Source organism: Lysobacter enzymogenes, from assembly GCF_023617245.1.
In the GTDB taxonomy this organism is placed as follows: domain Bacteria; phylum Pseudomonadota; class Gammaproteobacteria; order Xanthomonadales; family Xanthomonadaceae; genus Lysobacter; species Lysobacter yananisis.
This window is the reverse complement of the sequence record NZ_CP067396.1, coordinates 3,992,361-4,015,311: the sequence shown is the minus strand read 5'-3', so window position 1 is coordinate 4,015,311 and position 22,951 is coordinate 3,992,361. Positions and strand designations below refer to the sequence as shown.

Below are 22,951 nucleotides of genomic sequence, written 5' to 3'. Positions count from 1 at the left end.
CTGCTGCGTCTGGATAACGGTGGGGAGATGACGGGTCAATCGGCGCCGGCGGGGTTTTTCGACCGTGGACCAGATTGGCCGCGAATGTGGCCGCGGGTGGCCGTTTTTGCCCCGATAGCGGTCACGCAACCGGGTCCGCCGGGCGAGCGGTCGTGCGCTGCAACATGTGACCGGGTTCGATGAATGCGTCGATGTGCCCGCGGTCAAGCGCGCGTTGTGACGTCGAGAATCCGCGCGGCGCCGCCTGCGGCCGCGGCTTGGGTGCAGGCCGGGTCGATGCTGGCGCGTAGCGAATCTAGCTGGCGCCGGAGAGCGTCGGCGGCCATGCGAGGAGCGCCGTCGCAGTCGAAGAAATAGTGCGTAAAAAGAGTGCTGAAATTACGTGCCGCTAGGTGATTTTTAGCTGTCTTTTTGCTCATTGGAGCGCTGTTGGCGCGTCGATATAATCGCCGCCTTTCCACCGCCCGTTGCGCCATGATCGTCGACAAAGCGCCCTTGCTCGCCCTCGCCCTCGCAGCGATGTGCCTCCCGCTCGATTCCCTCGCGGCGCCGCCCGATCGCGAAAGCCTGCCGGACTTCGTCTGCGGCGCGCTGGACAAGATCTACTTCGATCCGGTCAAGGCCAAGGCCCTGTGCAAGGCGGCGCGCGAGACGGGCAAGTCCCCGGAATTCGTGCAGGCCGCTCCGGCCGACCAGGCCAGGCAACTGACCCAGGCGCTGCGCAACCGCAGCCACGACAAGCATTTCTACGTGGGCATTCCGAAGCCGGCCGGTACCGCTTCGGCCGTCCCGCCAACGGCCACGGCGCCGGCGCTGCCCGCCGACGCGAACGGCGGTTGGGTCGAAGTGCGCATCCTTCCGGGCCAGATCGGCTACGTGAAGTGGACCCAGCACGTCGCCGACGACGCCGCCTTCGCCAAGATCACCGCGGCGCTGCAGTTCCTCAGCGGCGTCAAGGCGCTGGTGTTCGACATCAGCCGCGACGGCGGCGGCGACGGCCGCGCCAACGGCTTCGTCTACCAGCATCTTTTCCAGGACGAGGCCTATCAGGGGTTGCTGCAGAAGAAGTGCAAGGGCGAGACGGCCTGGAAGAACGGCGAGGTGCCTTATCACTATTCGCCGGCGCCCAAGTTCTACCGGACCCCGGTCTACATCCTGGTGTCGGAGAAAACCGGCTCGGCCGCCGAGTACTTCGCGCTGATCGGCCAGGACAGCGGACGGGCCACCGTCCTGGGCACGACCACCGCGGGCGCGGGCAATCCGGTCGCGCAGATCGCCACCGACGACTACGTCGCCTATATCCCGAACTGCGAGATCCGGACCCGCTCCGGCAGGAGCATCGAAGGCGTGGGCGTGGTGCCCGACGTCGTGTTGAAGTCCGACGACCGGGTGCAGGAAGCGCTGGCGTTCGTGCGCCAGGATCTGGCCCGCAAGTCCGCCGCCGGCGCTCCTTGATCGCGCGCGGCGGCGCCTATTCGCCCGGCGCCGCCCCCGCGGTGGCCGCCGCCGATGCCTTCTTGCGCGCCAGCAGCGCCTCGCGATGGGCGATGTACGCGTTCGAGCCGAGGATGATCGCTGCGCCGATCACCGTGTAGCGGTCCAGCGTCTCGTGGAACCACAGCCAGCCGGCGACCGACACCAGCGGCAACTGCACGAAGCTGATCGGCGTCAGCGCCGAGACTTCGCCGAGCTTGAGCGCATGCGTCCACAGCACCTGGCCGCCGGTGCCGAACACGCCGGCGGCGACGATCCAGACCCAGGCGACGCCCTGCGGCCACTGCCACACGAACAGCGCGGGAATCAGCGACATCGGCACCCAGAACGCGTAGGTGTACAGGACGATGGTGTTGGCCGAGTCGATCCGGGACAGTTGCTTGATCTGGATCGAGATCACCCCGCCGAGCACCGCCGCGGCCAGCGCGGCGAGGCTGTCGACCGAGAACTCGGTCGAGCCCGGGCGCACGATCACCAGCACGCCGAGGAAGCCGGCGGCGACCGCCGCCCAGCGCCGCGCGCGCACCTGTTCGTGCAGGAACAGCGCCGCGGCGATGGTGACGAAGATCGGGGTGGAGTAGGTCAGCGAGATCGCCTGCGCCAGCGGCAGGTGGCCGATCGCCCAGAACCCGCACAGCATCGACACCATGCCGATCGCGCAGCGCACGAAGTACTTGGGCAGCTGGCGCGTGCGCAGTTCGGCGCGGCGCGCGCTCAGCAGCAGCGGCAGCACCGCCATCAGCCCGAACAGGTTGCGGAAGAACGCGACTTCGAAGGTGTGCAGCGATTGCGAGGCCAGGCGGATGGCGATGGCCATGATGCCGAAGCTCAGCGTGCTTGCCAGCATCAGGCCGGCGGCGCGCATCGGCTGGGTGGTGGAGGCGGCGGGCGCGCCGGCGCTCACCAGCGCGCGCCGACGATGCGCGGTTCGGGTTCGATCGCCACCCCGAAGCGCTCGCGCACCGAGTCGGCGATGCGGCGGGCGAGGTCGAGCAGTTGCGCGCCGCTGGCGCCGCCGTGGTTGACCAGCACCAGCGCGTGCGCGGCGGACACGCCGGCGTCGCCGTCGCGGTGGCCCTTCCAGCCGCAGCCGTCGATCAGCCAGGCGGCCGAGAGCTTGCGGGTGGCTTCGCTGTCGCCGCGGAACGCCGGCATCGACGGGTACTGCGCCAGCAGCGCCTGCGCCTGCGCCGCCGGCACGATCGGGTTCTTGAAGAAACTGCCGGCGTTGCCGAGCACGGCCGGGTCGGGCAGCTTGCGGCGGCGGATGGCGACGACCGCGTCGGCGATGTCGCGCGGCGTCGGCGCGCTCACCCCGCGCGCGGCCAGTTCCTCGCCGATGCCGGCGTAGTCGAGCTTGGGCGCGGCGTGGCGCGGCAATGCGAATTCGACCGCGGCGATCAGGTAGCGGTCGGCCTCGCGCTTGAACCGGCTGTCGCGGTAGCCGAAGGCGCAGGCGGCGTTGTCGAAGCGGTGCCACTGGCCGGTGCCCGGCTCGTAGGCCTCGACCGCATGCACGAACTCGCGCACTTCCACGCCGTAGGCGCCGATGTTCTGGATCGGGCAGGCGCCGACGGTGCCGGGGATCAGCGCCAGGTTCTCGAGCCCGGCGTAGCCTTGCTCCAGCGACTGCATCACCAGCCCGTGCCAGGGCACGCCGGCATCGGCGCGCAGGATCGCGCGCTCGCCGTCGTCGTCCAGCACCCGCACCTGGCGGCCGCTGAGTTCGAGCACCGCGCCGTCGGGATCGCCGGCGAACAGCAGGTTGCTGCCGCCGCCGATGGCCAGGGCGAGGCCTTCGCGCAGCGGCGGCGCGGCCAGCGCCTCGGGCAGGGCGCGGGCGTCGTCGACCGACACCAGCCACGGCGCGCGCGCGGCGACGCCGAAGGTATTGCGGGTTTGCAGCGGCGCATCGCGCACGATGCGGACGTTCGGGCTCATGCGCGCGCGGACTTCGGGTTGGGGGCGGAAAGCGGAATGACGGCGGCTCGCTGCGGGCTCGGGCGGTGACGGGTCGGCGCGGGCTCGCGCCGATTCAAATCTGCGGCGGCACGTGGCCGCGGCTGGGAGCTTCCTTGCGCCGGCGGATCGCGTCGACGCATTCGCCGATCAGCGCCGGGCCGCGGTAGACCAGGCCCGAATAGACCTGCACCAGGCTCGCGCCGGCGGCCATCTTGGTGACCGCGTCGGCGCCGCTGAGGATGCCGCCGACGCCGATCATGGGAATGTGCTCGGGCAGGCGCGTGCGCATCCGCCGCAGCACCGCGGTGGCCTGGGCCATCAGCGGCCGGCCCGACAGCCCGCCGGCCTCGCCCGCGTGCGCGCTGCGTTCCACGCCTTCGCGCGCGACCGTGGTGTTGGTGGCGATCACGCCGTCGACCTGCAGCTCGGCCAGCACCCGGCTGGCGGCCTCGATGTCGTCGTCGGACAGGTCCGGGGCGATCTTGACCAGCATCGGCACGCGCCGGCCCTCGCGCGCGGCGAACGTTTCCTGCGCCTCGCGCAGGTTGCCGATCAGCCGGCGCAGCGACTGCTCTTCCTGCAATTCGCGCAGGCCCGCGGTGTTGGGCGAGGAGATGTTGACGGTGATGTAGTCGGCCAGCGGATAGACCCGTTCCAGGCAGTGCAGGTAATCGCGCTCGGCCTGGTCGTTGGGGGTGTCCTTGTTCTTGCCGATGTTGATGCCGAGCAGGCCGCCGCCGCGGCGGCGCGCCTTGGACACGTTGCGCACCAGCGCGTCGACGCCTTCGTTGTTGAAGCCCAGGCGGTTGATCACCGCTTGCTGCTCGGGCAGGCGGAACATGCGCGGACGCGGATTGCCCTGCTGCGCGCGCGGGGTCACGGTGCCGATCTCGACGAAGCCGAAACCCAGCGCCAGCAGGGCGTCGATGTGGGCGCCGTTCTTGTCCAGGCCGGCGGCCAGGCCGACCGGGTTGGGAAAACTCAGGCCCAGCACCTTGGTCGGCAGCGGCTTGGGCGCGCGCGCCACCAGCGGATTGAGGCCGCTGCGATAAGCCGTTTCCAGCGCGGAGAGGCCGAGGCCGTGGGCTCGTTCGGCATCCAGTCCGAACAAAAAGGGGCGGGCGAGGCTATACACGAGTTCGTTGCGGGCCGCTCGGACGGGGAACGCCGATTATCGCCCAATCGATACCGCCCGGGCGAGCGCGAGCGAACGGTTCGTACGCAGATCGTGGGCGTGGCGGCGGATCGGCCGCGGCGACCGCCGCAGCGGCTGCGTTGCGGCCGTACCCGGCGGGCGGCGCCCGCGCGGGAACCGCGCCGGCCGCGGCCGGCGCGGCGAGGCTCAGGCTTCCGGCGCCGGGCAGTCGATCGGGCTCATGCACTGGCCGTAAGCGCGATCGCAGGCCTGGGTCTGCGCCTGGTTCTCGGCGTGCAGCAGGCAGTCCTCCCAGACCACGCGGCAACGCTCGCATTGGTCGATCTGGGCCGAGGCGGTCAGCGAAGCGGCGAATCCGAAAACGGCGACGGCCAGGGCGGCCAGGGCGGTGGGCTTGCGCAAGCTCATTGGGGTTTCTCCGGGCGGGTGGTCGGGTGGCGAAGCGCGAACGCCGCGGCGGCCGGGATCGTGGCCGGGCCGTCGTGGCGACGCGCGCGAGCATGCGGCGGCGCGGCGCGTACCCGCCCGCACGGCGCCCGCTGCGGCGAACGCAGCGGGGCAAGCGAGAGGCGGATCGTGCGCGGCCGCGGCGCGGCTCAGGGTTCGATGACGATCTGGCAGCGGTTGGCGGTGAGACAGGCGCGGTACTGCACCCAGCAGCTCGGCGTGGCGTTGGGCGTGTTGGCCTGGCACGGCAGCAACAGGTCGGTGTAGCACTGGTGGCAGCGGTCGACCGCTGCGGTCGCTCCGAGCGAAGCGGCGAAACCGAACACGGCGGCGGCGAGCGCCGCCAGGTGGGCGCGGCGGCGGCCGGCCTTCAACAAGCGCAGTTCCATGGGGTGCGTCCTATGCGTGGCGCCAGTCCATCTGGCCGGGCCACGCTAGTGGCGCCGGCCGGCACGCGGCAAGCTGCGCCGCAGCACGCCTTTCGCGCCGCGGGCGCGCTCAGTGCTGGCCGGAGAACGCCAGCAGCGCGGCGATGCCGCCGAAGAACAACACGATCACCACCACCGTCAGCACCGCGATGATCACCGACGACCAGCCCAGGATCAGGCCGCCGATGGCGAGGCCGGCGCCGTCGTAGCGTTGGGGTTCGCGACGGATCTGCCCGCGCGCGATGTGGCCGGTGACGATCGCGGCGAGGCTGCCGAGGACCGGCAGCAGGGTCCAGCCGAGGATGCCGGCGATGAGGCTGAGAATGGCCAGGACATTGGTTTCCCGGGCGGGGACTTGCATGCGGACGTTCCTTCGCTTGAGTGAAATCGGTCACAGCATACGGCCCGGGCTGCGCGCGGGCCAGGATCGGGCCGGCGCGGGGCCGGCGCGGCGGCGACGAAAAAGCCCGCGGACTCGCGCCCGCGGGCCTGGACATCGACGTCCGACGCACGCGCCGGATCAGTACTCCGGCGGCAGGCTGATCATGCAGCCGTTGGACGTCTGGCACTGCCAGAACGCGTTGACGCAGCTGTCGTAGTCGCCGCCGGCGTCGCGGCAGCCGTAGTACTCGGGCAAGCAGTGATCGCAGCCGAACCCGGCGGCGGTCGCGGTCATCGTCGCGGCGAAGCCGAACGCGGCCAGCGCGAACGCGCCCAGGCGCAGGCGGATGCTACGGTTCCGTGTGTTCACAAGACCCTCCTTCATGTGTCGCCAGTCCATCTGGCCCGCCCATGCTAGGCCGCCTGCGCCCTGCACAAACGCAACAGGCGTCGCGGTCTGCGAAGACGGCGCGGCGGCGTTTTCGCCGCACGAACGATCAGATTTCCGGCGGCTCCACCATCGGGCAGTGGTTGGCGCGCTGGCAGAACATCAAGTCGTTGCGGCAGGAGTCGTAGTCGAAACCGGCGGCGCGGCAGTCGTAGTAGCCGGCGATGCACTGCTCGCAGCGCGGAGTGGCGGCGGTCGCGGCGAGCGCGGCGGCGAAGCCGAACGCGGCCAGGGCCAGGCGCAGGCGGATGCTGCGGGGAACGATGCGGCGGGTAGTCATGAGACCTCCTTGTTCGTGATCGGGGCGACGGTCGTGAGGCGAACGCCAAGTTGCGCGCGCGGTCGCAGGCGGCCTGTCCATCGGCGCCAGTCCTTCTGACGAATATCACGCTAGGCAGCTCACCGGAGCCGGTCAAGCGACGGCGCCGGAGTTTGCGACCGTCGGCTCATGCGCGGCGGCGAGCCGGATCGGCGCGGCGCGGCGCGGCGCGGCGCGGCCTGCTGTTCGACCGAGCGGTCTTGCGCCATCGCCCGCGGCCCCGGCGCGGACGGCGCTCAGCGCTTCACCGCCGCCTTGCCGTCGGCGACCGCCTGGCGGTAGTCGTACACGTCGCGGTGGCGCTCGCTGGATTGGCGCAGCAGTTCCGGAGTCTCGACCGCTTGCATGCGTCCACTGCGCAGCGCCTGCCGGTTCGCGCGGATGAAGCCCAAGTGCTTGCGCATTTCCACATCGCCGATCCGGTATCGGGACAGATCGACCCGATGCGGATCGGCGAACCCGAGCAGGCGCAGCGGCCCGTTTTTCGATGGCGAAGGCCGGTCCATCCGGTAGTCGGCCGACAGGGCCATGGCGCCGAACACGATCGCGTTGCCGATCAGTAGCCACGACTGCGCTTGCGCCAGTGCGGTCAGCGGCAGGCCCTGGGCCCAATACGCCAGCGCGCAGAGCAAGGCCGAGCCGACGTAGCTGCAACAAAACAGCCGCAGCGCGAGTTTGCGCTCGGCTTTCGCATCCGCCGCGCTGCCGCGCGGATGGTGTATCCACAGCCTGCCTTGCTGCGGGTCGAGTATCGCGTGCGCGCGCAGCGCGTTGCCGCTGCGCGAAACCGCGGCTTTCACCCGATGGCCCGGCTTGAGCTTGTCGGCGCCGGCGAATTGGCCGCACACCGGCCGGCCGTCGATGAGGCCGGCGAAGTACTGCAGGTCTTCGGCGAAATACAGCGCGCGTTCGATGCCGTCCGCGGCTTGCGCGATCGCGGAGGCGTCGCGGGCCTAGGCGTCCGCGTCAGCGCCGGCGACAGGTTGCCGCGCGATTCGCGACAGCAGCCGATCCGGCTCGTCTTCGACCCACAGTAGATCGAGCACGCCTTCGATCGCGAACAGCGCGTCCTCGCGTTGGGGCGGCGGCGGATCGTTTTCCTGGATGCCGATCTTCATGCTCCTCGATCGCGACGCGCGGTCGAAATCCCTCGACTCCACGATCGGCGCCTGGCGTCATTCAGTACGCCGCGGAGCGTGCCGGCCGTCGTTCCGGCGAAAGCCGGACTCCCTCTCGATGTCGTTCTAACCGGCCAGCACGCAGCCGTCTTGCCGGCGGCTCTGGCGCGGCCGCAATCACGTCTTGAGCCGGCACGTCTTGAGCCGGGTCGCGAAGAGGCCGCTATGGCATGCGCGCAGTCCGCACCCGTTCGCTTGCAACGATGGGACGGACCCGGATATCCATCGCCGCCGGAGTACACCCCGGCGGCGACGGACCTTGCGGCGGAGCGAAGCAGGGCCCCGTCCGCCGCTTCGTCTTACAGGTCGAACTTGATGCCCTGGGCCAGCGGCAGCGCGTCGGAGTAGTTGATCGTGTTGGTCTGGCGGCGCATGTAGGCGCGCCACGCGTCCGAACCCGATTCGCGGCCGCCGCCGGTCTCCTTCTCGCCGCCGAACGCGCCGCCGATCTCGGCGCCGGAGGTGCCGATGTTGACGTTGGCGATGCCGCAGTCCGAGCCGGCCGCCGACAGGAACGCCTCGGCGGCCTTGAGGTTGGCGGTGAAGATCGACGAGGACAGGCCCTGCGGCACGTCGTTCTGCAGCGCGATGGCGTCTTCGAGCTTGCTGAACTTCATCACGTACAGGATCGGCGCGAAGGTCTCGGTCTGCACGACTTCGGCGTCGTTGGTGAGGCCAGTGACGATGGCCGGCAGCACGAAGTTGCCCTTGCGGTCGATGCGCTCGCCGCCGGTCTCGACCTTGCCGCCGGAGGCCTTGGCCTTGGCGATCGCGTCGAGGTAGGCCTGCACGCCGTCCTGGCTGTTGAGCGGGCCCATCAGGTTGGCCGGGTCGGTCGGGTCGCCGATCTTCTTCTCGACCTGCTTGTACGCGGCGACCAGCTTGGCCAGCACGTCGTCATGGATCGACTCGTGCACGAACAGGCGGCGGGTGGTGGTGCAGCGCTGGCCGGCGGTGCCGACCGCGCCGAACGCGATCGCCGGGATCGCCAGCTTCAGGTCGGCGCTGGCGTCGACGATGATCGCGTTGTTGCCGCCGAGTTCCAGCAGCGAACGGCCCATGCGGCGGGCGACGCGCTCGCCCACGGCGCGGCCGACCTTGGTCGAGCCGGTGAAGCTGACCAGCGCCACGCGCTTGTCGTCGACGAAGTTCGAGGCCAGCTCGGTGCCGGCGTCGTTGAACAGGAAGAACAGGTCGGGGAAGCCGCCGGCGCGCAGCGCCTCGTTGCAGATCTTCATCGACGCGATCGCCGACAGCGGGGTCTTCGGCGAGGGCTTCCAGATCGAGATGTCGCCGCAGATCGCCGCGATGAAGCTGTTCCAGGCCCACACCGCGACCGGGAAGTTGAACGCCGAGATGATGCCGACGATGCCGAGCGGGTGCCACTGCTCGTACATGCGGTGGCCCGGACGCTCGGAGTGCATGGTCAGGCCGTAGAGCTGGCGCGACAGGCCGACGGCGAAGTCGCCGATGTCGATCATCTCCTGCACTTCGCCGTCGCCTTCCGGCTTGGACTTGCCCATCTCCAGCGCGACCAGCGAACCCAGCGCGTCCTTGTGCTTGCGCAGCGCGTCGCTGCACAGGCGGATCGCTTCGCCGCGGCGCGGCGCCGGGGTGGTGCGCCACACCGCGAAGGCGGCCTGGGCGCGCTCGACGATGGTGTCGTAGTCGCTCTGCGAGGACGCCTGCACGCGCGCGAGCACTTCGCCGTCGGTGGGATTGACGGGTTCCAGCACGCCGGCGTCGGCGGTCTTGGACCATTCGCCGTGGCCGAGGTAGGTGCCGGACTCGTTGTCTTTGAGTCCCAGGGCGGCGAGAACGGGGTGGGTCATACCGAAAGCTCCATGTGGTGGCACGCCGGGGGGCGTGGCGAGCGGATTGAAATGGGTGGGCGGCGCGTCGGCCTGGCGGCGGCGCGCGGCGCCGGAAGGTGGCGACCCCGACACGATTCGAACGTGTGACCTTCCCCTTAGGAGGGGGATGCTCTATCCAGCTGAGCTACGGGGCCGGCTTTGAAATCAATGGCTTATGCGGGTTCTCCGGGGCCGGACGGTTCCGGGGGCGGTCCTGTCCGTGCCGGGAGGCGACGCCGCGGCATCCGCCTATTGTAGCCACGGGGCGAATCGCGGTCAGCCGCGGCGGCGGTTGCCGCCACGACGGGGCGGGAGGCGCCGGCTTTCGCGCCAGGACCTGCGCAATCCGATCCCGTACGTCTAAATGGCCCAAATTAGTGACCTGAATCGCACTCGTTTCCCGTAACAGGGGGAAATGCGTCTGGATTTCCAGGCGGCAAGACGTCCGGACGACCGAGCCGAAGGGGACGGTGGTGGACGGTAGCAGGCCGGGGCGATCGCGCCCGGCATGCATACGGGGCGCGTCGCACTTCGGCGTCGTCAGGGGTTACGGGATAGTCGCGGTGCCTTGGGGGCGCTGTGTCGGGGGCAAACATGATCGGTTCGATGAGAAGGGCGGTGCGCTCGGGCGCGCTGGTGCCCGCGGGTGCGGGCTTGCGCGGGCGCGGGGACCGCCGCGGTGCGGCGTGGTGGGCGGCCTGGTTGCTGTTGCCGGGCCTCGGGCTGGCCGGCGCGGCGCAGGCGCAAAGCTGCGCGATCGGCGAGACGCCGGCGGCGTTCGGCTTCACCGGCGGCGAGCAGACCTTGACGGTCCCGGCCGGCGTGCACTCGTTGACCGTCTACCTCAGCGGCGCCCAGGGCGGCGCCGGGCGCAGCGGCGCCGGCACCATCGGCGGCAGTCCCAATTCGCCCGGCGGCATCGGCGGCCTCGGCGGCCGGGTGCGCGGCACCCTGGCGGTGACCCCCGGCGCGGCCTTGTCGATCTGGGTCGGCGGACAGGCCTCGCAGGCGGTCAATCCCGGCGGCATCGGCCAGGGCGTGGACGGCATCGGCGGCGGCGCCACCGACCTGCGCCTCAACGGCAACGCCATCGGCAACCGCGTGGCCGTCGCCGGCGGCGGCGGTGGCGGCGGCAACGCCGGCTGGAGCACCACCAGCGTGATCGCCGGCGGCAACGGCGGCGTCGGCGGCGGCGGCACCGGCGGCACGGGCGCGACCGTGCCCGGCGGTCCCGGCCCGTTCGGCGGCGGTGGCGGCGCGGTCGGCACCGGCGGTGCCGGCGGCGCCGGATGCGGCGGCTTCCCGGCCACGGCCGGCAACGCCGCCAACGGCAACGGCGGCGACTCGTTCAACTTCTCCGGCTCCTTCAGCGGCGCCGGTTTCGGCGGCGGCGGCGGCGGCGGCGCCACGGTCGGCGCGGGCGGCGGCGGCGCGGGCGTCGGCACCACCGCCTGCCAGCAGAACTGGAACGGCGGCGGCGGCGGCGGCGCGGGCGGCAGCTCGTCCGCGACCGCGCTGACCGGCGTGGTCTTCAACAACGGCGTGCAGACCGGCAACGGCGCGGCGCTGATCTGTTTCGCGGCGCCGACCTTCTCGGTCGGCGGCACTGCGGCCGGCCAGACCGGCCCGGTCACCCTGCAATTGGCGTCGACCAACCCGGCCGGCAGTCAGCAAGTCGTCGTGGCCCAGGCCGCGACCAGTTTCGTCTTCCCGACCCGCTTGCCGCAGGGCGCCAACTGGAACGTCAGCGTGCTCGGCTCGCCGGCCGGACAGATATGTACGGCGACCCCGGCCAGCGGTGCGGCGATCGCCGCGGACGTCACCAACATCGCGCTCGCCTGCACCACCGTGACGGTCACGGTGGCGCCGCCCACCTTGCCGAACGGCGCGCTCAACACGGCGTATTCGCAAACCCTCACCGCCAGCAGCGGCAACGGCGGCGTCGCGCCGTACAACTTCGCGGTCAGCGCCGGCGCCTTGCCGCCGGGCCTGGCCTTGTCGACCGGCGGCGCGCTGTCGGGCACGCCGACCGCGGCGGGCTCGTTCAACTTCACCGTGCAGGCGACTTCCAGCAACAGCTTCAGCGGCACCCGCGCCTACACCTTGGCGATCGCCCAGGGCGCCCAGGCGATCTCCGCCTTCGCCGCCAACCCGGCCACGCCGACGTATGCTCCGGGCGGTACGTTCACCGTCTCCGCGACCGGCGGCGCCTCCGGCAATCCGGTCGTGTTCGCCAGCGCCAGCCCGGCGGTGTGCACCGTCGCCGGCAGCACGGTCACCACCGTCGCCGCGGGCGTGTGCTCGCTGACCGCCGACCAGGCCGGCAACGCCAACTACAGCGCCGCGCCGCAGGCTTCGCTGGCCGTCACCATCGGCCAGGCCGCGCAGGCCATCGGCGGCTTCGCCTCGAATCCGGCCGCGCCGGTATACGCCCCGGGCGGTACGTTCACCGTGTCCGCGACCGGCGGCGCGTCCGGCAATCCGGTCACCTTCGCCAGCACCAGCACCGGCGTGTGCACGATCAGCGGCAACACCGCGACGATCGTGTCGGCCGGCACCTGCGCGCTGAACGCCGATCAGGCCGGCAACGCCAACTACGCCGCCGCGCCGCAAGCGAGCTTCACCGTGAGCATCGGCGCGGCGACGCAGGCGATCAGCAACTTCGCGGCCAACCCGGGCACGCCGGTGTACGCGCCGGGCGGCACGTTCGCCGTGTCGGCCACGCCGGGCCTGTCGACCAGCCCGGTGGTGTTCGCCAGCGCCAGCCCGGCGGTGTGCAGCGTCGCCGGCAGCGCGGTGACCACGCTCGCCGCGGGCACCTGTTCGCTGACCGCGAACCAGGCCGCCGACGCCAACTACAGCGCTTCGCCGCAGGTGACGCTGGACGTGACCATCGCTCTGGCCGCGCAGGCGATCACCGGCTTCGCCGCGAATCCGGCCGCGCCGGTGTTCGCCGCCGGCGGCAGCTTCAGCGTGTCGGCCACGCCGGGCGCTTCGACCAGCCCGGTGGTGTTCGCCAGCGCCACGGCCGCGGTGTGCACGGTCAGCGGCAGCACCGTGACCATGCTCAGCGCCGGCCAGTGTTCGCTGACCGCGAACCAGGCCGCCGACGCCAACTACAGCGCGGCGCCGCAAGTGACGCTGGACGTGACCATCGGCGCCGCGGCGCAGGCCATCACCGACTTCGCCGCCAACCCGGCCGCGCCGGTGTACACGCCGGGCGGCAGCTTCAGCGTGTCGGCGAACGGCGGCCCCTCGGGCAATCCGGTGGTGTTCGCCAGCGCTTCGCCGGCGGTGTGCACGGTCGGCGGCAGCACGGTGACCATGCTCGCCGCGGGCACCTGCGCGCTGACCGCCGACCAGGCCGGCAACGCCAACTACACCGCCGCGCCGCAAGTCGCGCTGCAGGTGTTGATCGGCGGCGCCACCCCGCAGCTGAGCTGGATCGGCGACATCGCCAAGACCTACGGCGAAGCGGCGTTCGACCTGCCGAACCCGAGCAGCAACAGCGCCGGCGCGTTCACCTTCGCCAGCGACAACACCGCGGTGGCCACCGTCAGCGGCCGCCGCGTGACCATCGTCGGCGCCGGCGTGGCCACGCTGACCGCGACCCAGGCGGCTACCCCCAACTATCTGCAGGGCAGCGTCAGCCTGGTGTTGACCGTGTCCGGCCGGCCCGACCCGACCCGCGATCCCAGCGTGGTCGGCGGCCTGCAGGCGCAGACCGACGCCGCGGTGCGTTTCGCCACCGCGCAGCAGTCCAACATCAACGACCGTCTGCGTCAGCAGCGCTACGCCGGCGCCAACCGCACCAGCAACGGCATCGCGCTGAGCTACAACACCCGCGCCGGCGGCGGCCTGTCGCTGAGCGGCGAGCAGATCGCGCAGATCGACGGCTCGCGCCTGCCGCAGGGCTGGGGCCTGTGGACGGCCGGCACCATCAGCAACGGCCAGCGCGACCGCAACGCGCGCAGCGACGGCTTCGACTTCCAGAGCGACGGCCTCACCGTCGGCGCCGACTGGCGCATCGGCGAGCGCTTCCTGCTCGGCGTGGCCGGTGGCTACGGCTGGAACGACACCGATCTCGACGACGGCCGCTCCAAGATCGAAGCGCGTCAGCGCGCGCTGTCGCTGTACGGCCTGTGGCGTCCGAGCGAGCGCTGGTTCGTCGACGGCACCCTCGGCTGGGGACGGCTGGACTACGACATCCGCCGCTACAGCGCCACCGCCGGAGCCATCGCCACGGCCGATCGCGAAGGCGACCAGGTGTTCGGTTCGCTGACCGCCGGCTACGAGCACGGCAGCGCCAGCGGCCTGCTGCTGACCGGTTACGGCCGCCTCGACGGCAGCCGCACCAAGCTCGACGGCTACCGCGAAACCGGGCTCGGCATCTACGACCTGAATTACGGTTCGCAGACCGTGGAAAACAGCGGCGCCGCGCTGGGCCTGGAAGGCAGCTTCCCGATCCTGACCGCGCGCGGCAACGTGTTCCGCCCGTTCTGGACGATCGAGTACCGGCAAGCGCTGGAGGATCGCAGCGACGTGCGCCTGAACTACGTGATCCTGCCGGCCGCCAACGACTACCTGCTGCGGCTGCGCAGCTACGGCGACAACGCGCTGAGCTACGGCGCGGGCATGGACATGGAGCTGGCGCAGCGCTGGCGCCTGTCGCTGCTGCTGCGTCGCCAGCACGCCAGCGGCCTGGACGCCGGCACCAGCTTTGGCTTGTTGCTGTCGTACTCGCCGGGCAGCGCGCGCGTGGGAACGGCCGCGGCGGTGGACGGCGACGCACCGGTCGCGCAGGCCACGACGCAGTCGACCGGAAGCAACGACGCCGGCCGCTGAGCGGCGCGCCCGCAGGCCGGGCCCGCCGCATCGGCATCCGTGCGGCGCGACGACTATGGCGGGAGGAGCGAATGCTCCTCCCGCTTTTTTTTCGCGACGCGGACGCTCGCCACGGCGCGACGTCGGCGACCGTCGCCGATACCCGCGGCGAACGCGCGCTGCGTGCCTGGACGATGCCGGCCCCGCTCCCGGCTAACTTCGTCCTCACATTCCCCGCAGACGCATTGGCTATCCTGCCGGCGGCCCATCGCGGCGCGGATCGGATCCGCGCCGGGCCATGCCCCGCGGGCATCCCCCGATGCCCCTCGCAGTCGCCGAACAAGGAGTTTCGCCATGTCGAGCTTTGCCACGTCGCGCCCCGCTTCGCCCCGTCCCGCTTCGCGCCGCCTCGCTTCACGCCGCCTGTTGCTTCCGCTCGCCGCCGCGCTGTTGCTCGGCGCCGGCGCCGCCCACGCGCAGAGCGACAACGAAGTCTACGAATCGGCCATCGCCAAGGCCTCGCGCCTGTGCCCCGGCCATTCCAAGGAGCGCACCACGCCGGGCGTGCGCGCGGTCCCGGTCGGCGCGCTGCGGGTGCTGGCCCAGCGCAACTACACGATGTGCCCCGACCGCCGCCTCGATGCCGCCACGCCGGCGGTGTGGTACGGCCAGGTGGGCGTGTTCGCCTGGAACCCCGAGGTCCAGGGCGCCGCGCAGTTGATCGCCAAGCAGGTCGATGCGATGACGCGCAAGGAGGAATTCCCGGCCGAGACGCTGGTGTGGAAGGCCGACGGCAGCGCGGCGACCGGCACGGTCGTGCCGATGTTCGAGCCGCGGCCGCGGCCGGTGGGTTCGTACTGAGCGCGCCGAGGGTGCCCGGCGCGTAATCGCCGCGTTCGCGCCGTCTGTTCCTGGCGCTCGCTACGCGGGATCGCGTCCTTGCGATGCGCCCGGCGCTTGCCGCCGGCGCATCGCCGGGCGCCTGCGACGTTGCCGCGCCGGGCCGTTGCGCATGCGGCGCTGACATCGCCGTCGCGGCTGGCTTATCGTCGGCGCACCCTGTCCCGCGTAGCCGCCTAATTCCCCCATGCTGCAACAAGCCGACCTGCTGATCGCACTGCTGACCCGGGTCAGGCTGGAAGCGCGCTTCGTGTGCGAGAGCGGACGCCCGCAGCGCTGGCGCGAGGGCGGCGCGGATTCGGCCAACGCCTTGTTCGTGTATGCCGCACGCGGCCGCGCCGAACTCGACGACCGCGGCCGCGCGCTGGTGCTGCAGGAGGGCGATCTCGCGTTGTTGCCGCACAGCGTGGCCGAACGCATGGGCGGCGCGGCGGTCGACGCCGAACTGCCGGCCGCGTTGCTGCGCGGCGAAGCGGCCGACGCGCACGGCGACGCGGCGCCGCGCGTGCTCTGCGCCGGCCTGCACTACGACGCGACCAGCGCGATGCCGCTGTGCCGGCTGTTCGCGCCGGTGATGATCGCGCCGGCCGCGGCGATCGCCGGCGAACCGATGCTGAGCCACGCGCTGCACGGCCTCAGCCGCGAGCTCGAACGCGCCGCCGCGTTGCGCAACCCGGTGCTGCTGCGCGCGCTGGAACTGATTTACGCGTTGGCCCTGGAACTGGCCGTCGCCGGCGCCGTGCGCGCGGGCGAGGAGCAGGCCGACACGGCCTTGCGCGACCCGCGCATCGCGCGCTGCCTGTACTACATGTACACCCACTTCGGCGAGAAATGCTCGCTGGAGGAACTGGCCGCGCACGCCGGCCTGTCGAAGTCGGCGCTGTCGGCGCGCTTCAACGCGCTGGTCGGCGAGCCGCCCGCGCGGCACCTGGCGCGCATCCGCGTCGCCGAGGCGCGGCGCCTGCTGCGTACGACCGACCTGCCGCAGGAGGCGGTCGCGCAACAGGTCGGCTACGCGAGCGTGGTCGGCATGCACCTGGCGTTCCGTTCCATTGCCGGCGAGCCGCCGGGCGCGGCGCGAAGGCGCGAGGCGAGGTGAAGCGTCGCGGCGCGGGCCGGCGCGACGCGTCGCGGCAGCGCCGCCGTGGACGATCGTTTAAGCGTCCAGCATTCGGCTTAATTGCCGCCCCGCGGCGCCGCGCCTAGAGTTCGCTCCAGCCGCCGCGGCCGCCATCGAGCGCATGCGGACGACGACCGCAACGCCCCCTTGTCGCGAACAACCGACGGCCCATCGCCGCCGGACGGGCGCGGCTTGCCCATCGCCCACCACGGAATCCGTCATGAACCATCCCACCATCCGCACCATCGCCGGCGCCGCCGCGCCGCAATCGCTGCCCGCCGGCAAGACCGCGCTGCTGGTCATCGATTTCCAGAACGAATACTTCAGCGGCCGCATGCCGGTCCCCGACGGCGCGCAGGCGCTGGCCAACGCGCGTCGCCTGATCGACCGCGCCGATGCCAACGGCATCGTCGTCTATCACGTCCAGCACGTAACCCCGCCGGGCACGCCGATCTTCGCCGAGGACAGCGACAGCGTGCGTTTCCACGCCGACCTGCAACCCGCGGCGCATCACCGCGTCGTGCGCAAGAGCTCGGTCAGCGTGTTCCCGACCACCGATCTGCATCGGCAACTGCAGCGCGACGGCATCCGGAGCCTGCTGATCGCCGGCCTGATGACCCACGCTTGCGTTGCCGGCGCAGCGCGCGACGCGGTGCCGTTGGGTTACGAAGTGATCGTCGCAAGCGATGCCTGCGCCACCCGCGACCTCGACACCGGCGAAGGCCGCGTGCTGCCGCACACGGACCTGCACCGCGCCGCGCTGGCGAGCATCGACGACACCTTCGGCGCGATTCTCAGCACCGACGAAGTGCTCGCATTGCCGATGGCCTGAAACGAAAACGGCGGCGGGCCGACTGCGCCGCCGCCGTTCGATGTGCACGCACGCCGCAGGCAGCGCGCGCAACGCGGCACATGCACGGGGCGCGGCGAAGGCCGTCTCCCGTGAGTCGCGCCTCAACCGCCGGCGTCGCCCGCGCGCGCGGCGACCAGCTTGTCGACGATGGCGTTGTACAACGACGCGACGAACTCGGCGTCGCCGCCGGTGTCCTCGCTCATGGCGTACTGCCCGCTGGCCAGCATCCCCGCGGCGAGATGCGCCGCGACCTGTTCGGCTTTTTCGCGATTCATATCCATCTCCACTCCATGATCCTGCGCGGGATCGCCGCGCCGCGCCGACGGCGCGTGCATCGAGCCTACGCCCGCGCGGCGTTGCGCGGGCTGGCGGAAATGGGACGGTTCGGGCCAGCGGTGTCGTTCGGGCAGGGCGGGCAAGCAAGCCTCGCCAGAGTCGGCAAAGCGGCGGGGCGACGGGTAGGCAGGCGATCGCGCCGTGCCTAAGCAAATGCACAATTCATTACGCGTCGAAACCGCTTGAGGCTTAAGCGTTGCTCCGCGTTTGGCTAGTGATCGCGTCGAGCGCCTATTGCCCGCGATGCCCGACGGGACCATCATGGCCCCATCCGCCGCAAGGACATCGCGGCCGGTTTTGCGCCAGACACGGATATGTCATATGAGGCCTTCATCGCTTCGCGCGATCAATCCATTTGCCCGACCTCGCGTGACGCTGCGGCGAATCGGACGCGAATGCATTCCTGTGCAGTCGAACAGCGGGCGCGATGGGTCCGGTTCGCGTCCTGCAATCCGCAAGTCCCTTTCTGTTTCGAAAAACGTTCGCCGCCATGCATTCTGGCGCCTGCGAACGGCCGCGCGTGCGTTGCAATCCGGGCACCTGACTGCCCAACCAAGGAGACTGTGATGTCGAGAAGAAAAGGAACTTCGAACATCGGCCGTGGCCGCCCGCTGCTGGCGACGTTGACGGTATCGGTGCTCGCCGCGCTCAGCGCCAATGTCCAGGCCCAGGAGGCTGGCAGGCTGTGGACCAGCAACATCGTGCCGATGGAGCCGCAACTGACCGAAGCCGCCGCGCAGGAAAAGATCAAGGAATTCATTGCATCCGGAGGCGGCGTCGACTCGCAGTTGTTTCTGGCCGGCAATGTCGTTTCCGGCAACAAGACGGTCTACCAGTACGAGTTCGTGCCGCGGCCGCCGACGATCGATCCGTGGCGCTACACCGATGCCAATGTCTCAAATCCCACCGAAGTCGGTTCCGTCGAGGCGCTGAAGGCGCAGCTCCTCCAGCGTTGGAACCAGGAGAGCGCGAACGAAGGCTGCCCGGCCGCCACGACGATCCAGATCGCGCCGGATTGGAGCGAGGAACTCTACTGGGACGACGGCAGGACCGACATGCAGGGATTCGGCTCCTACACCGGTACCCGTTCGGCCTGGACCGGCAGCCAATGCGATACCGTCGGCCTTTCCGGCTCACTGGAGCGTCAGCGCGACGTCGCCTGCCCGGACAGTCTGATGCTGTTCTGGGACGAGGAGAAACAAGCCTGCGCCGGCCTGCAATTGGCCTACGAAACGGCACCGCTGCCCAAGAACGAGTGCCCGATCAAGAACCCCTGCGATCCGACCACCGGCGACAAGTCCGAGCCGGCCGCGGATTTCGACCTCGGCTGGATCGCATTCGACCGCCATTTCCATTCGATGGCCTCGGCCGGCCGCAGCGGCTTCGGCGACGGCTGGACGCATTCGCACAATATCCAGTTGGCCATGGGCGTCGATCCGGCCGATCCGAACCAGACGTTCCGCATGGGCTTGATCGACGCCGACGGCTCGCAGATTTCGTTCACCGCCGTGGGCGCGGCCTATGAGGCCGACGACGGCAGCGGCGACCGCATCGCCGCCGATGGCGCCGACTGGCTGCTGTACCGTCCGGATCGCGTCCTTCGCTTCAATGCGGCGGGGCGCCTGATCGAGCAACGCCTGCAGGACGGTACCGCGCTGAACTATGCCTACGACGGTTCGCGGCGCCTGACGACGATCGCGCACAGCAGCGGCCGCAGCCTCGCGTTCGAGTACGACGGCGACCGCGAGGATGCGCGCATCCTCGCCCTTCGCTCGGCCGGCGTCGCGCTGGCGAGCTACACCTACACCACGGGCGGGCAGGTCGAAACCGTTGCCTATCCCGGCGGCGGCACGCGCACCTATCACTACGAGGACGCGCGCTATCCGCGCTTCCTGACCGGCGTGACCCGCGAGGACGGGCAGCGTTACAGCACCTTCGCCTACGACGCCAAGGCGCGGGTCGTGTCCACCACCCATGCCGGCGGCGCCGACCTGGCGACCTTGAGTTATCCGGCCACGGGCGGCTCCGTGGTCACGGACACGCTCGGCAACGTCATGACCTACGGGCTGGATGCCGCCGGCGCCAGCGGCCTGCCGCGCAAACTCAACGCCTTCAGCGACGTGCGCGGAACCGTCGCGCGCACGTTCCTGCCCGAATCCACCGACTTCCGCCGGCGCCTGAGCAGCGTCACCGACCGGCGCGGCACGCTCACGCAGCACACCTACAGCGAAGCCAACGACGCGGTCACCGGCCAGCCGGCGCGGACCCACACCGTCAAGGAAGCCGTCGGCTTGCCGGACGAACGCATTAGTCAGTCGCGAACCGACATCGCCAGCAACCGCGTGCTGCTGACGGTAGCGGGGAGCCGCGAGACCCGCATTACCCGCAACGCCCGCCTGCAGCCCGCCACCGTCGCTGTGCGCGATACCCTCACCAACGAAGTGCGCACCACGACGTACGCGTACTGCGAAGCGGCCGACGTTGCCGCGGCGAACAGCGCCTGTCCGACCCTGGGGGTGCTGAAGTCCGTCGACGGCCCGCGCAGCGACGTCAGCGATATCGTCAGCTACCAGTACTTCGGCAGCGACGACAGCGCCTGCGCCACCCAACCCGCGCTATGCACCTACCGCAAGGGCGACCTGCGCAAGATCATCAACGCGGTCGGCCAGACCACCGAGATCCTCGGCTACGATCCGCTGGGCCGGCCGCTGTCGTCGCTGGACGCCAACGGCGTGGTCACCGACCTGGAATACGACGCCCGCGGCCTGGTGATCGCTACCAAAGTGCGCGGCGCCGATAATAGCGTCGAGACCGACGACCAGATCACTCGCATCGAGTACTGGCCGACCCAACTGGTGCGCAAGGTGACGCTGCCCGGCGGCGTCTACACCCAATACACCTACGACCCCGCCCATCGCCTGACCGGCATCGGCGACAACGCCGGCAACAAGCTGATCTACACCCTCGACGGCGACGGCAACCGCAAGCAGGAGGACATCAAGGCCGGCGGCACCACCCTGCGCAAGACCCTGTCGCGGGTCTACGACGCGTTCAGCCAGTTGCGCTTCCTCAAGGACTCCGCGCAGAACGCCACCGGTTACGGCTACGACGCCAACGGTAATCCGGACAGCGTCACTGACGCGCTGGGGCGCAAGACCGAAAATGCTTACGACCCGCTCAACCGTCTGACCCGCACCCTGCAGGACGTCGACGGCCTCGCCGTCGAAACCAAGCTGCAGTACAACGCGCTCGACCAGGTCACCCAGGTCACCGATCCCAAGGGCCTGAACACGCTCTACGCGTACAACGGCTTCGGCGACCGCACCAAACTCACCAGCCCCGACACCGGCGTCACCGACTACACCTACAACGCCGCCGGCCTGCTTGCGACCAAGAAGGACGCCAACGACACCGTCGCCCATCGTTACAGCTACGACGCGTTGAGCCGCCCGACTGCGATCTTCTACACCGCCAGCGGCCCGGCCGACGTCGAATACGATTACGACACGGCCTCCAGCGTCTGCGCCGCCGGCGAGACCTTCGCCAAGGGCCGCCTTGCCGCGACGCGCACCGAAGGCACCGAGCTCAAGTACTGCTACGACCGCTTCGGCCGCGTGGTGCGCAAGGTGCAGACGGTCGACAGCAAGAGCTTCGTCCTGCGCTACGCCTACAACATGGCCGGCCAGCTCTACACGACCACGTATCCCGACGGCACCACCGTCGACTACGTGCGCAACGCTCAGGGCCGGATCAAGGAAGTCGGCGTGCGTCCCTACGGCGGTACCCGCACCGTGCTGCTCAACAACACCGCGTACGAGCCCTTCGGCCCGGTCACTGGCTGGACCTACGGCAACGGCCGCACGTTGAGCCGCAGCTACGACCTCGACTACCGGCCCAAGACCGTGTTCGACCCGGCCAGCGGCGGCCTGTCACTGGGCTACGGCTACAACACCGTCGGCGAACTGACCGAACTCAAGGACGGGCTGCTCGCCACCACCCAGGCCAAGTACGACTACGACACCCTTGGCCGCCTGACCGTGACCCGCGACGGCACCGACATCAACGAAACGGCGCTGGACACTTACGGCTACGACAAGACCGGCAACCGCACCAGCCTGCTGCACGGCGGCATCACCGACACCTACGTGTATCCCGCCAACAGCCATCGTCTGAGCAGCGTCGCCGGCGTGGCGCGCAGCTACGACGCGGTCGGCAACACCACCAGCATCGGCGGCGCGGCCAAGGAATTCGTCTACAACGCCAACGACCGGATGCAGCAGGTCAAGCAGGGCGGCGTGGTGACGATGGGCTACCGCTACAACGCCAAGGGTGAACGCGTCGCGGCGACGAACGGCGGAGTGGGGGCGGTTAGCGTCTATACGCTATACGACGAGGCCGGGCATTGGATCGGCGATTACGACGGTGCCGGGGCGGCGGTGCAGCAGGCGGTGTGGTTCGACGATGCGCCGGTGGGGCTGGTGGTTGGCAGTGGTGTGGCGCAGTCGTTGAAGTATGTGCAGCCGGATCATTTGGGAACGCCACGGGCAGTGATCGACCCGCAGTGGAATGTGGCGATCTGGGCTTGGGATGCAAAAAGCGAAGTGTTCGGTAGTAGTCCGCCCAATCAAGATCCCGATTTGGATGGCGTTGCTTTTACTTTCGCTTTACGGCTGCCGGGACAGCGTCATGATAGTGTGAGTGGACTGGCCTATAACTATTATCGTGATTACGATCCTGCTTTAGGCCGATACGTACAGAGCGACCCAATTGGGCTGGCCGGCGGGCTGTCCACCTATGCTTATGCGCATGCGTCCCCCTTGACTAGAGTCGATCCATTAGGGCTCGAGGATTTTGATGAGTGTCGGTCGAGGCTTGAACTCGATGCAGCAATGGCACAGACGAGGATGCCTTACGATTTTTTCGGCGCCGCCAAGACCATTAATGTTCTGCGGAATCATCGTGCTGGCGGTAGGTTCGATTACAAGGTCAATAATCAGGATGATACCTTCGCGTTGAGTGGTGTTAAATATGCGGCCGATGCTTTTGGGAATTTTGTCGCCGGGTATATGTCTGCGTGGTACGGGCTCGGGGGCTATCAGGCCACGCGAGTGGTCGGAATTTATTTCGATTACTTGGATGAAGATGGGTTTGGCTGGGATTTGGATAGTGTGGATGATATAAATGATGGCTATCGATTGGGCGTTAAAGAGATTTTAACCGGAAGACGAGAAGATTGTGGCTGCGGAGGTTGA

At 69.9% G+C, this 22,951-nt stretch carries 18 protein-coding genes and 1 tRNA gene; 6 read left to right on the top strand and 13 right to left on the bottom strand.

The window, feature by feature from the left end:
• Positions 1-474: 474 nt before the first annotated feature.
• Positions 475-1,455, top strand: a complete 981-nt coding sequence (locus tag JHW41_RS16400) for a S41 family peptidase (RefSeq protein ID WP_250443522.1) — start codon at positions 475-477, stop codon at positions 1,453-1,455.
• A gap of 16 nt (positions 1,456-1,471) precedes the next feature.
• Here JHW41_RS16400 and JHW41_RS16395 read toward each other — a convergent pair whose 3' ends face one another.
• The 12 genes from JHW41_RS16395 to JHW41_RS16340 form a co-directional block, all read right to left on the bottom strand.
• Complete coding sequence (locus JHW41_RS16395; protein WP_057950042.1) at positions 1,472-2,359, bottom strand: DMT family transporter; 888 nt, start codon at positions 2,357-2,359, stop codon at positions 1,472-1,474.
• 35 nt (positions 2,360-2,394) lie between these two features.
• Positions 2,395-3,435, bottom strand: a complete 1,041-nt coding sequence (gene murB / locus JHW41_RS16390) for a UDP-N-acetylmuramate dehydrogenase (RefSeq protein ID WP_250443519.1) — start codon at positions 3,433-3,435, stop codon at positions 2,395-2,397.
• Between the two features lie 94 nt (positions 3,436-3,529).
• Positions 3,530-4,591, bottom strand: coding sequence for a quinone-dependent dihydroorotate dehydrogenase (locus tag JHW41_RS16385; protein ID WP_250443515.1), 1,062 nt, complete (start codon positions 4,589-4,591; stop codon positions 3,530-3,532).
• A gap of 207 nt (positions 4,592-4,798) precedes the next feature.
• Positions 4,799-5,020 (bottom strand): hypothetical protein, encoded by a 222-nt coding sequence (locus JHW41_RS16380; RefSeq protein ID WP_057947030.1) that lies wholly within the window; start codon positions 5,018-5,020, stop codon positions 4,799-4,801.
• 188 nt (positions 5,021-5,208) lie between these two features.
• The gene (locus JHW41_RS16375) at positions 5,209-5,448 is read right to left on the bottom strand and encodes a hypothetical protein (protein WP_057947031.1); all 240 of its coding nucleotides are present in this window, start codon (positions 5,446-5,448) and stop codon (positions 5,209-5,211) included.
• A 109-nt stretch (positions 5,449-5,557) separates the two neighbouring features.
• The gene (locus JHW41_RS16370) at positions 5,558-5,848 is read right to left on the bottom strand and encodes a DUF4190 domain-containing protein (RefSeq protein ID WP_057947032.1); all 291 of its coding nucleotides are present in this window, start codon (positions 5,846-5,848) and stop codon (positions 5,558-5,560) included.
• 159 nt (positions 5,849-6,007) lie between these two features.
• Positions 6,008-6,238: a hypothetical protein gene (locus JHW41_RS16365; RefSeq protein ID WP_057947033.1), complete on the bottom strand. Its 231-nt coding sequence runs from the start codon at positions 6,236-6,238 to the stop codon at positions 6,008-6,010.
• 127 nt (positions 6,239-6,365) lie between these two features.
• Positions 6,366-6,596: a hypothetical protein gene (locus JHW41_RS16360; RefSeq protein WP_078997386.1), complete on the bottom strand. Its 231-nt coding sequence runs from the start codon at positions 6,594-6,596 to the stop codon at positions 6,366-6,368.
• 275 nt (positions 6,597-6,871) lie between these two features.
• The gene (locus JHW41_RS16355) at positions 6,872-7,483 is read right to left on the bottom strand and encodes a hypothetical protein (RefSeq protein ID WP_250443512.1); all 612 of its coding nucleotides are present in this window, start codon (positions 7,481-7,483) and stop codon (positions 6,872-6,874) included.
• Between the two features lie 105 nt (positions 7,484-7,588).
• Entirely contained in the window at positions 7,589-7,753 is a 165-nt protein-coding gene (locus JHW41_RS16350) for a hypothetical protein (protein ID WP_250443510.1), read from the bottom strand.
• Between the two features lie 359 nt (positions 7,754-8,112).
• Positions 8,113-9,645 carry an L-piperidine-6-carboxylate dehydrogenase gene (gene amaB, locus JHW41_RS16345; RefSeq protein ID WP_250443508.1) on the bottom strand — a complete coding sequence of 511 codons (1,533 nt, stop codon included), beginning with the start codon at positions 9,643-9,645 and terminating at the stop codon, positions 8,113-8,115.
• A 99-nt stretch (positions 9,646-9,744) separates the two neighbouring features.
• Positions 9,745-9,821 (bottom strand) — tRNA-Arg (locus tag JHW41_RS16340).
• A gap of 451 nt (positions 9,822-10,272) precedes the next feature.
• Here JHW41_RS16340 and JHW41_RS16330 point away from each other — a divergent pair.
• From JHW41_RS16330 to JHW41_RS16315, 4 genes are all read left to right on the top strand, one after another.
• Positions 10,273-14,511 carry an autotransporter domain-containing protein gene (locus tag JHW41_RS16330; RefSeq protein ID WP_284499502.1) on the top strand — a complete coding sequence of 1,413 codons (4,239 nt, stop codon included), beginning with the start codon at positions 10,273-10,275 and terminating at the stop codon, positions 14,509-14,511.
• A 405-nt stretch (positions 14,512-14,916) separates the two neighbouring features.
• The gene (locus tag JHW41_RS16325) at positions 14,917-15,351 is read left to right on the top strand and encodes a hypothetical protein (RefSeq protein WP_250443505.1); all 435 of its coding nucleotides are present in this window, start codon (positions 14,917-14,919) and stop codon (positions 15,349-15,351) included.
• A 226-nt stretch (positions 15,352-15,577) separates the two neighbouring features.
• A complete protein-coding gene (locus tag JHW41_RS16320; RefSeq protein WP_250443502.1) occupies positions 15,578-16,489 on the top strand; it encodes a helix-turn-helix domain-containing protein in 912 nt (303 codons plus the stop codon).
• 241 nt (positions 16,490-16,730) lie between these two features.
• Positions 16,731-17,342: a cysteine hydrolase family protein gene (locus tag JHW41_RS16315; RefSeq protein WP_250443501.1), complete on the top strand. Its 612-nt coding sequence runs from the start codon at positions 16,731-16,733 to the stop codon at positions 17,340-17,342.
• Positions 17,343-17,464: 122 nt separating this feature from the next.
• Here the strand turns inward: JHW41_RS16315 and JHW41_RS16310 are convergent, their stop codons facing one another.
• The gene (locus JHW41_RS16310; RefSeq protein ID WP_157490355.1) at positions 17,465-17,638 is read right to left on the bottom strand and encodes a hypothetical protein; all 174 of its coding nucleotides are present in this window, start codon (positions 17,636-17,638) and stop codon (positions 17,465-17,467) included.
• Between the two features lie 627 nt (positions 17,639-18,265).
• Between JHW41_RS16310 and JHW41_RS16305 the strand changes: the two genes are divergently transcribed.
• Entirely contained in the window at positions 18,266-22,951 is a 4,686-nt protein-coding gene (locus JHW41_RS16305) for an RHS repeat-associated core domain-containing protein (RefSeq protein ID WP_250443498.1), read from the top strand.

Excerpts from the sequence above, each read along its gene's own strand:
- JHW41_RS16370 (WP_057947032.1), bottom strand. The coding sequence starts at position 5,848 with ATGCAAGTCCCCGCCCGGGAAACCAATGTCCTGGCCATTCTCAGCCTC.
- JHW41_RS16305 (WP_250443498.1), top strand. The coding sequence starts at position 18,266 with ATGTCGAGAAGAAAAGGAACTTCGAACATCGGCCGTGGCCGCCCGCTG.
- murB (WP_250443519.1), bottom strand. The coding sequence starts at position 3,435 with ATGAGCCCGAACGTCCGCATCGTGCGCGATGCGCCGCTGCAAACCCGC.
- JHW41_RS16320 (WP_250443502.1), top strand. The coding sequence starts at position 15,578 with ATGCTGCAACAAGCCGACCTGCTGATCGCACTGCTGACCCGGGTCAGG.
- JHW41_RS16315 (WP_250443501.1), top strand. The coding sequence starts at position 16,731 with ATGAACCATCCCACCATCCGCACCATCGCCGGCGCCGCCGCGCCGCAA.
- JHW41_RS16350 (WP_250443510.1), bottom strand. The coding sequence starts at position 7,753 with ATGAAGATCGGCATCCAGGAAAACGATCCGCCGCCGCCCCAACGCGAG.
- JHW41_RS16395 (WP_057950042.1), bottom strand. The coding sequence starts at position 2,359 with ATGCGCGCCGCCGGCCTGATGCTGGCAAGCACGCTGAGCTTCGGCATC.
- JHW41_RS16400 (WP_250443522.1), top strand. The coding sequence starts at position 475 with ATGATCGTCGACAAAGCGCCCTTGCTCGCCCTCGCCCTCGCAGCGATG.
- JHW41_RS16360 (WP_078997386.1), bottom strand. The coding sequence starts at position 6,596 with ATGACTACCCGCCGCATCGTTCCCCGCAGCATCCGCCTGCGCCTGGCC.
- JHW41_RS16330 (WP_284499502.1), top strand. The coding sequence starts at position 10,273 with ATGAGAAGGGCGGTGCGCTCGGGCGCGCTGGTGCCCGCGGGTGCGGGC.
- amaB (WP_250443508.1), bottom strand. The coding sequence starts at position 9,645 with ATGACCCACCCCGTTCTCGCCGCCCTGGGACTCAAAGACAACGAGTCC.
- JHW41_RS16375 (WP_057947031.1), bottom strand. The coding sequence starts at position 5,448 with ATGGAACTGCGCTTGTTGAAGGCCGGCCGCCGCCGCGCCCACCTGGCG.
- JHW41_RS16310 (WP_157490355.1), bottom strand. The coding sequence starts at position 17,638 with ATGAATCGCGAAAAAGCCGAACAGGTCGCGGCGCATCTCGCCGCGGGG.
- JHW41_RS16380 (WP_057947030.1), bottom strand. The coding sequence starts at position 5,020 with ATGAGCTTGCGCAAGCCCACCGCCCTGGCCGCCCTGGCCGTCGCCGTT.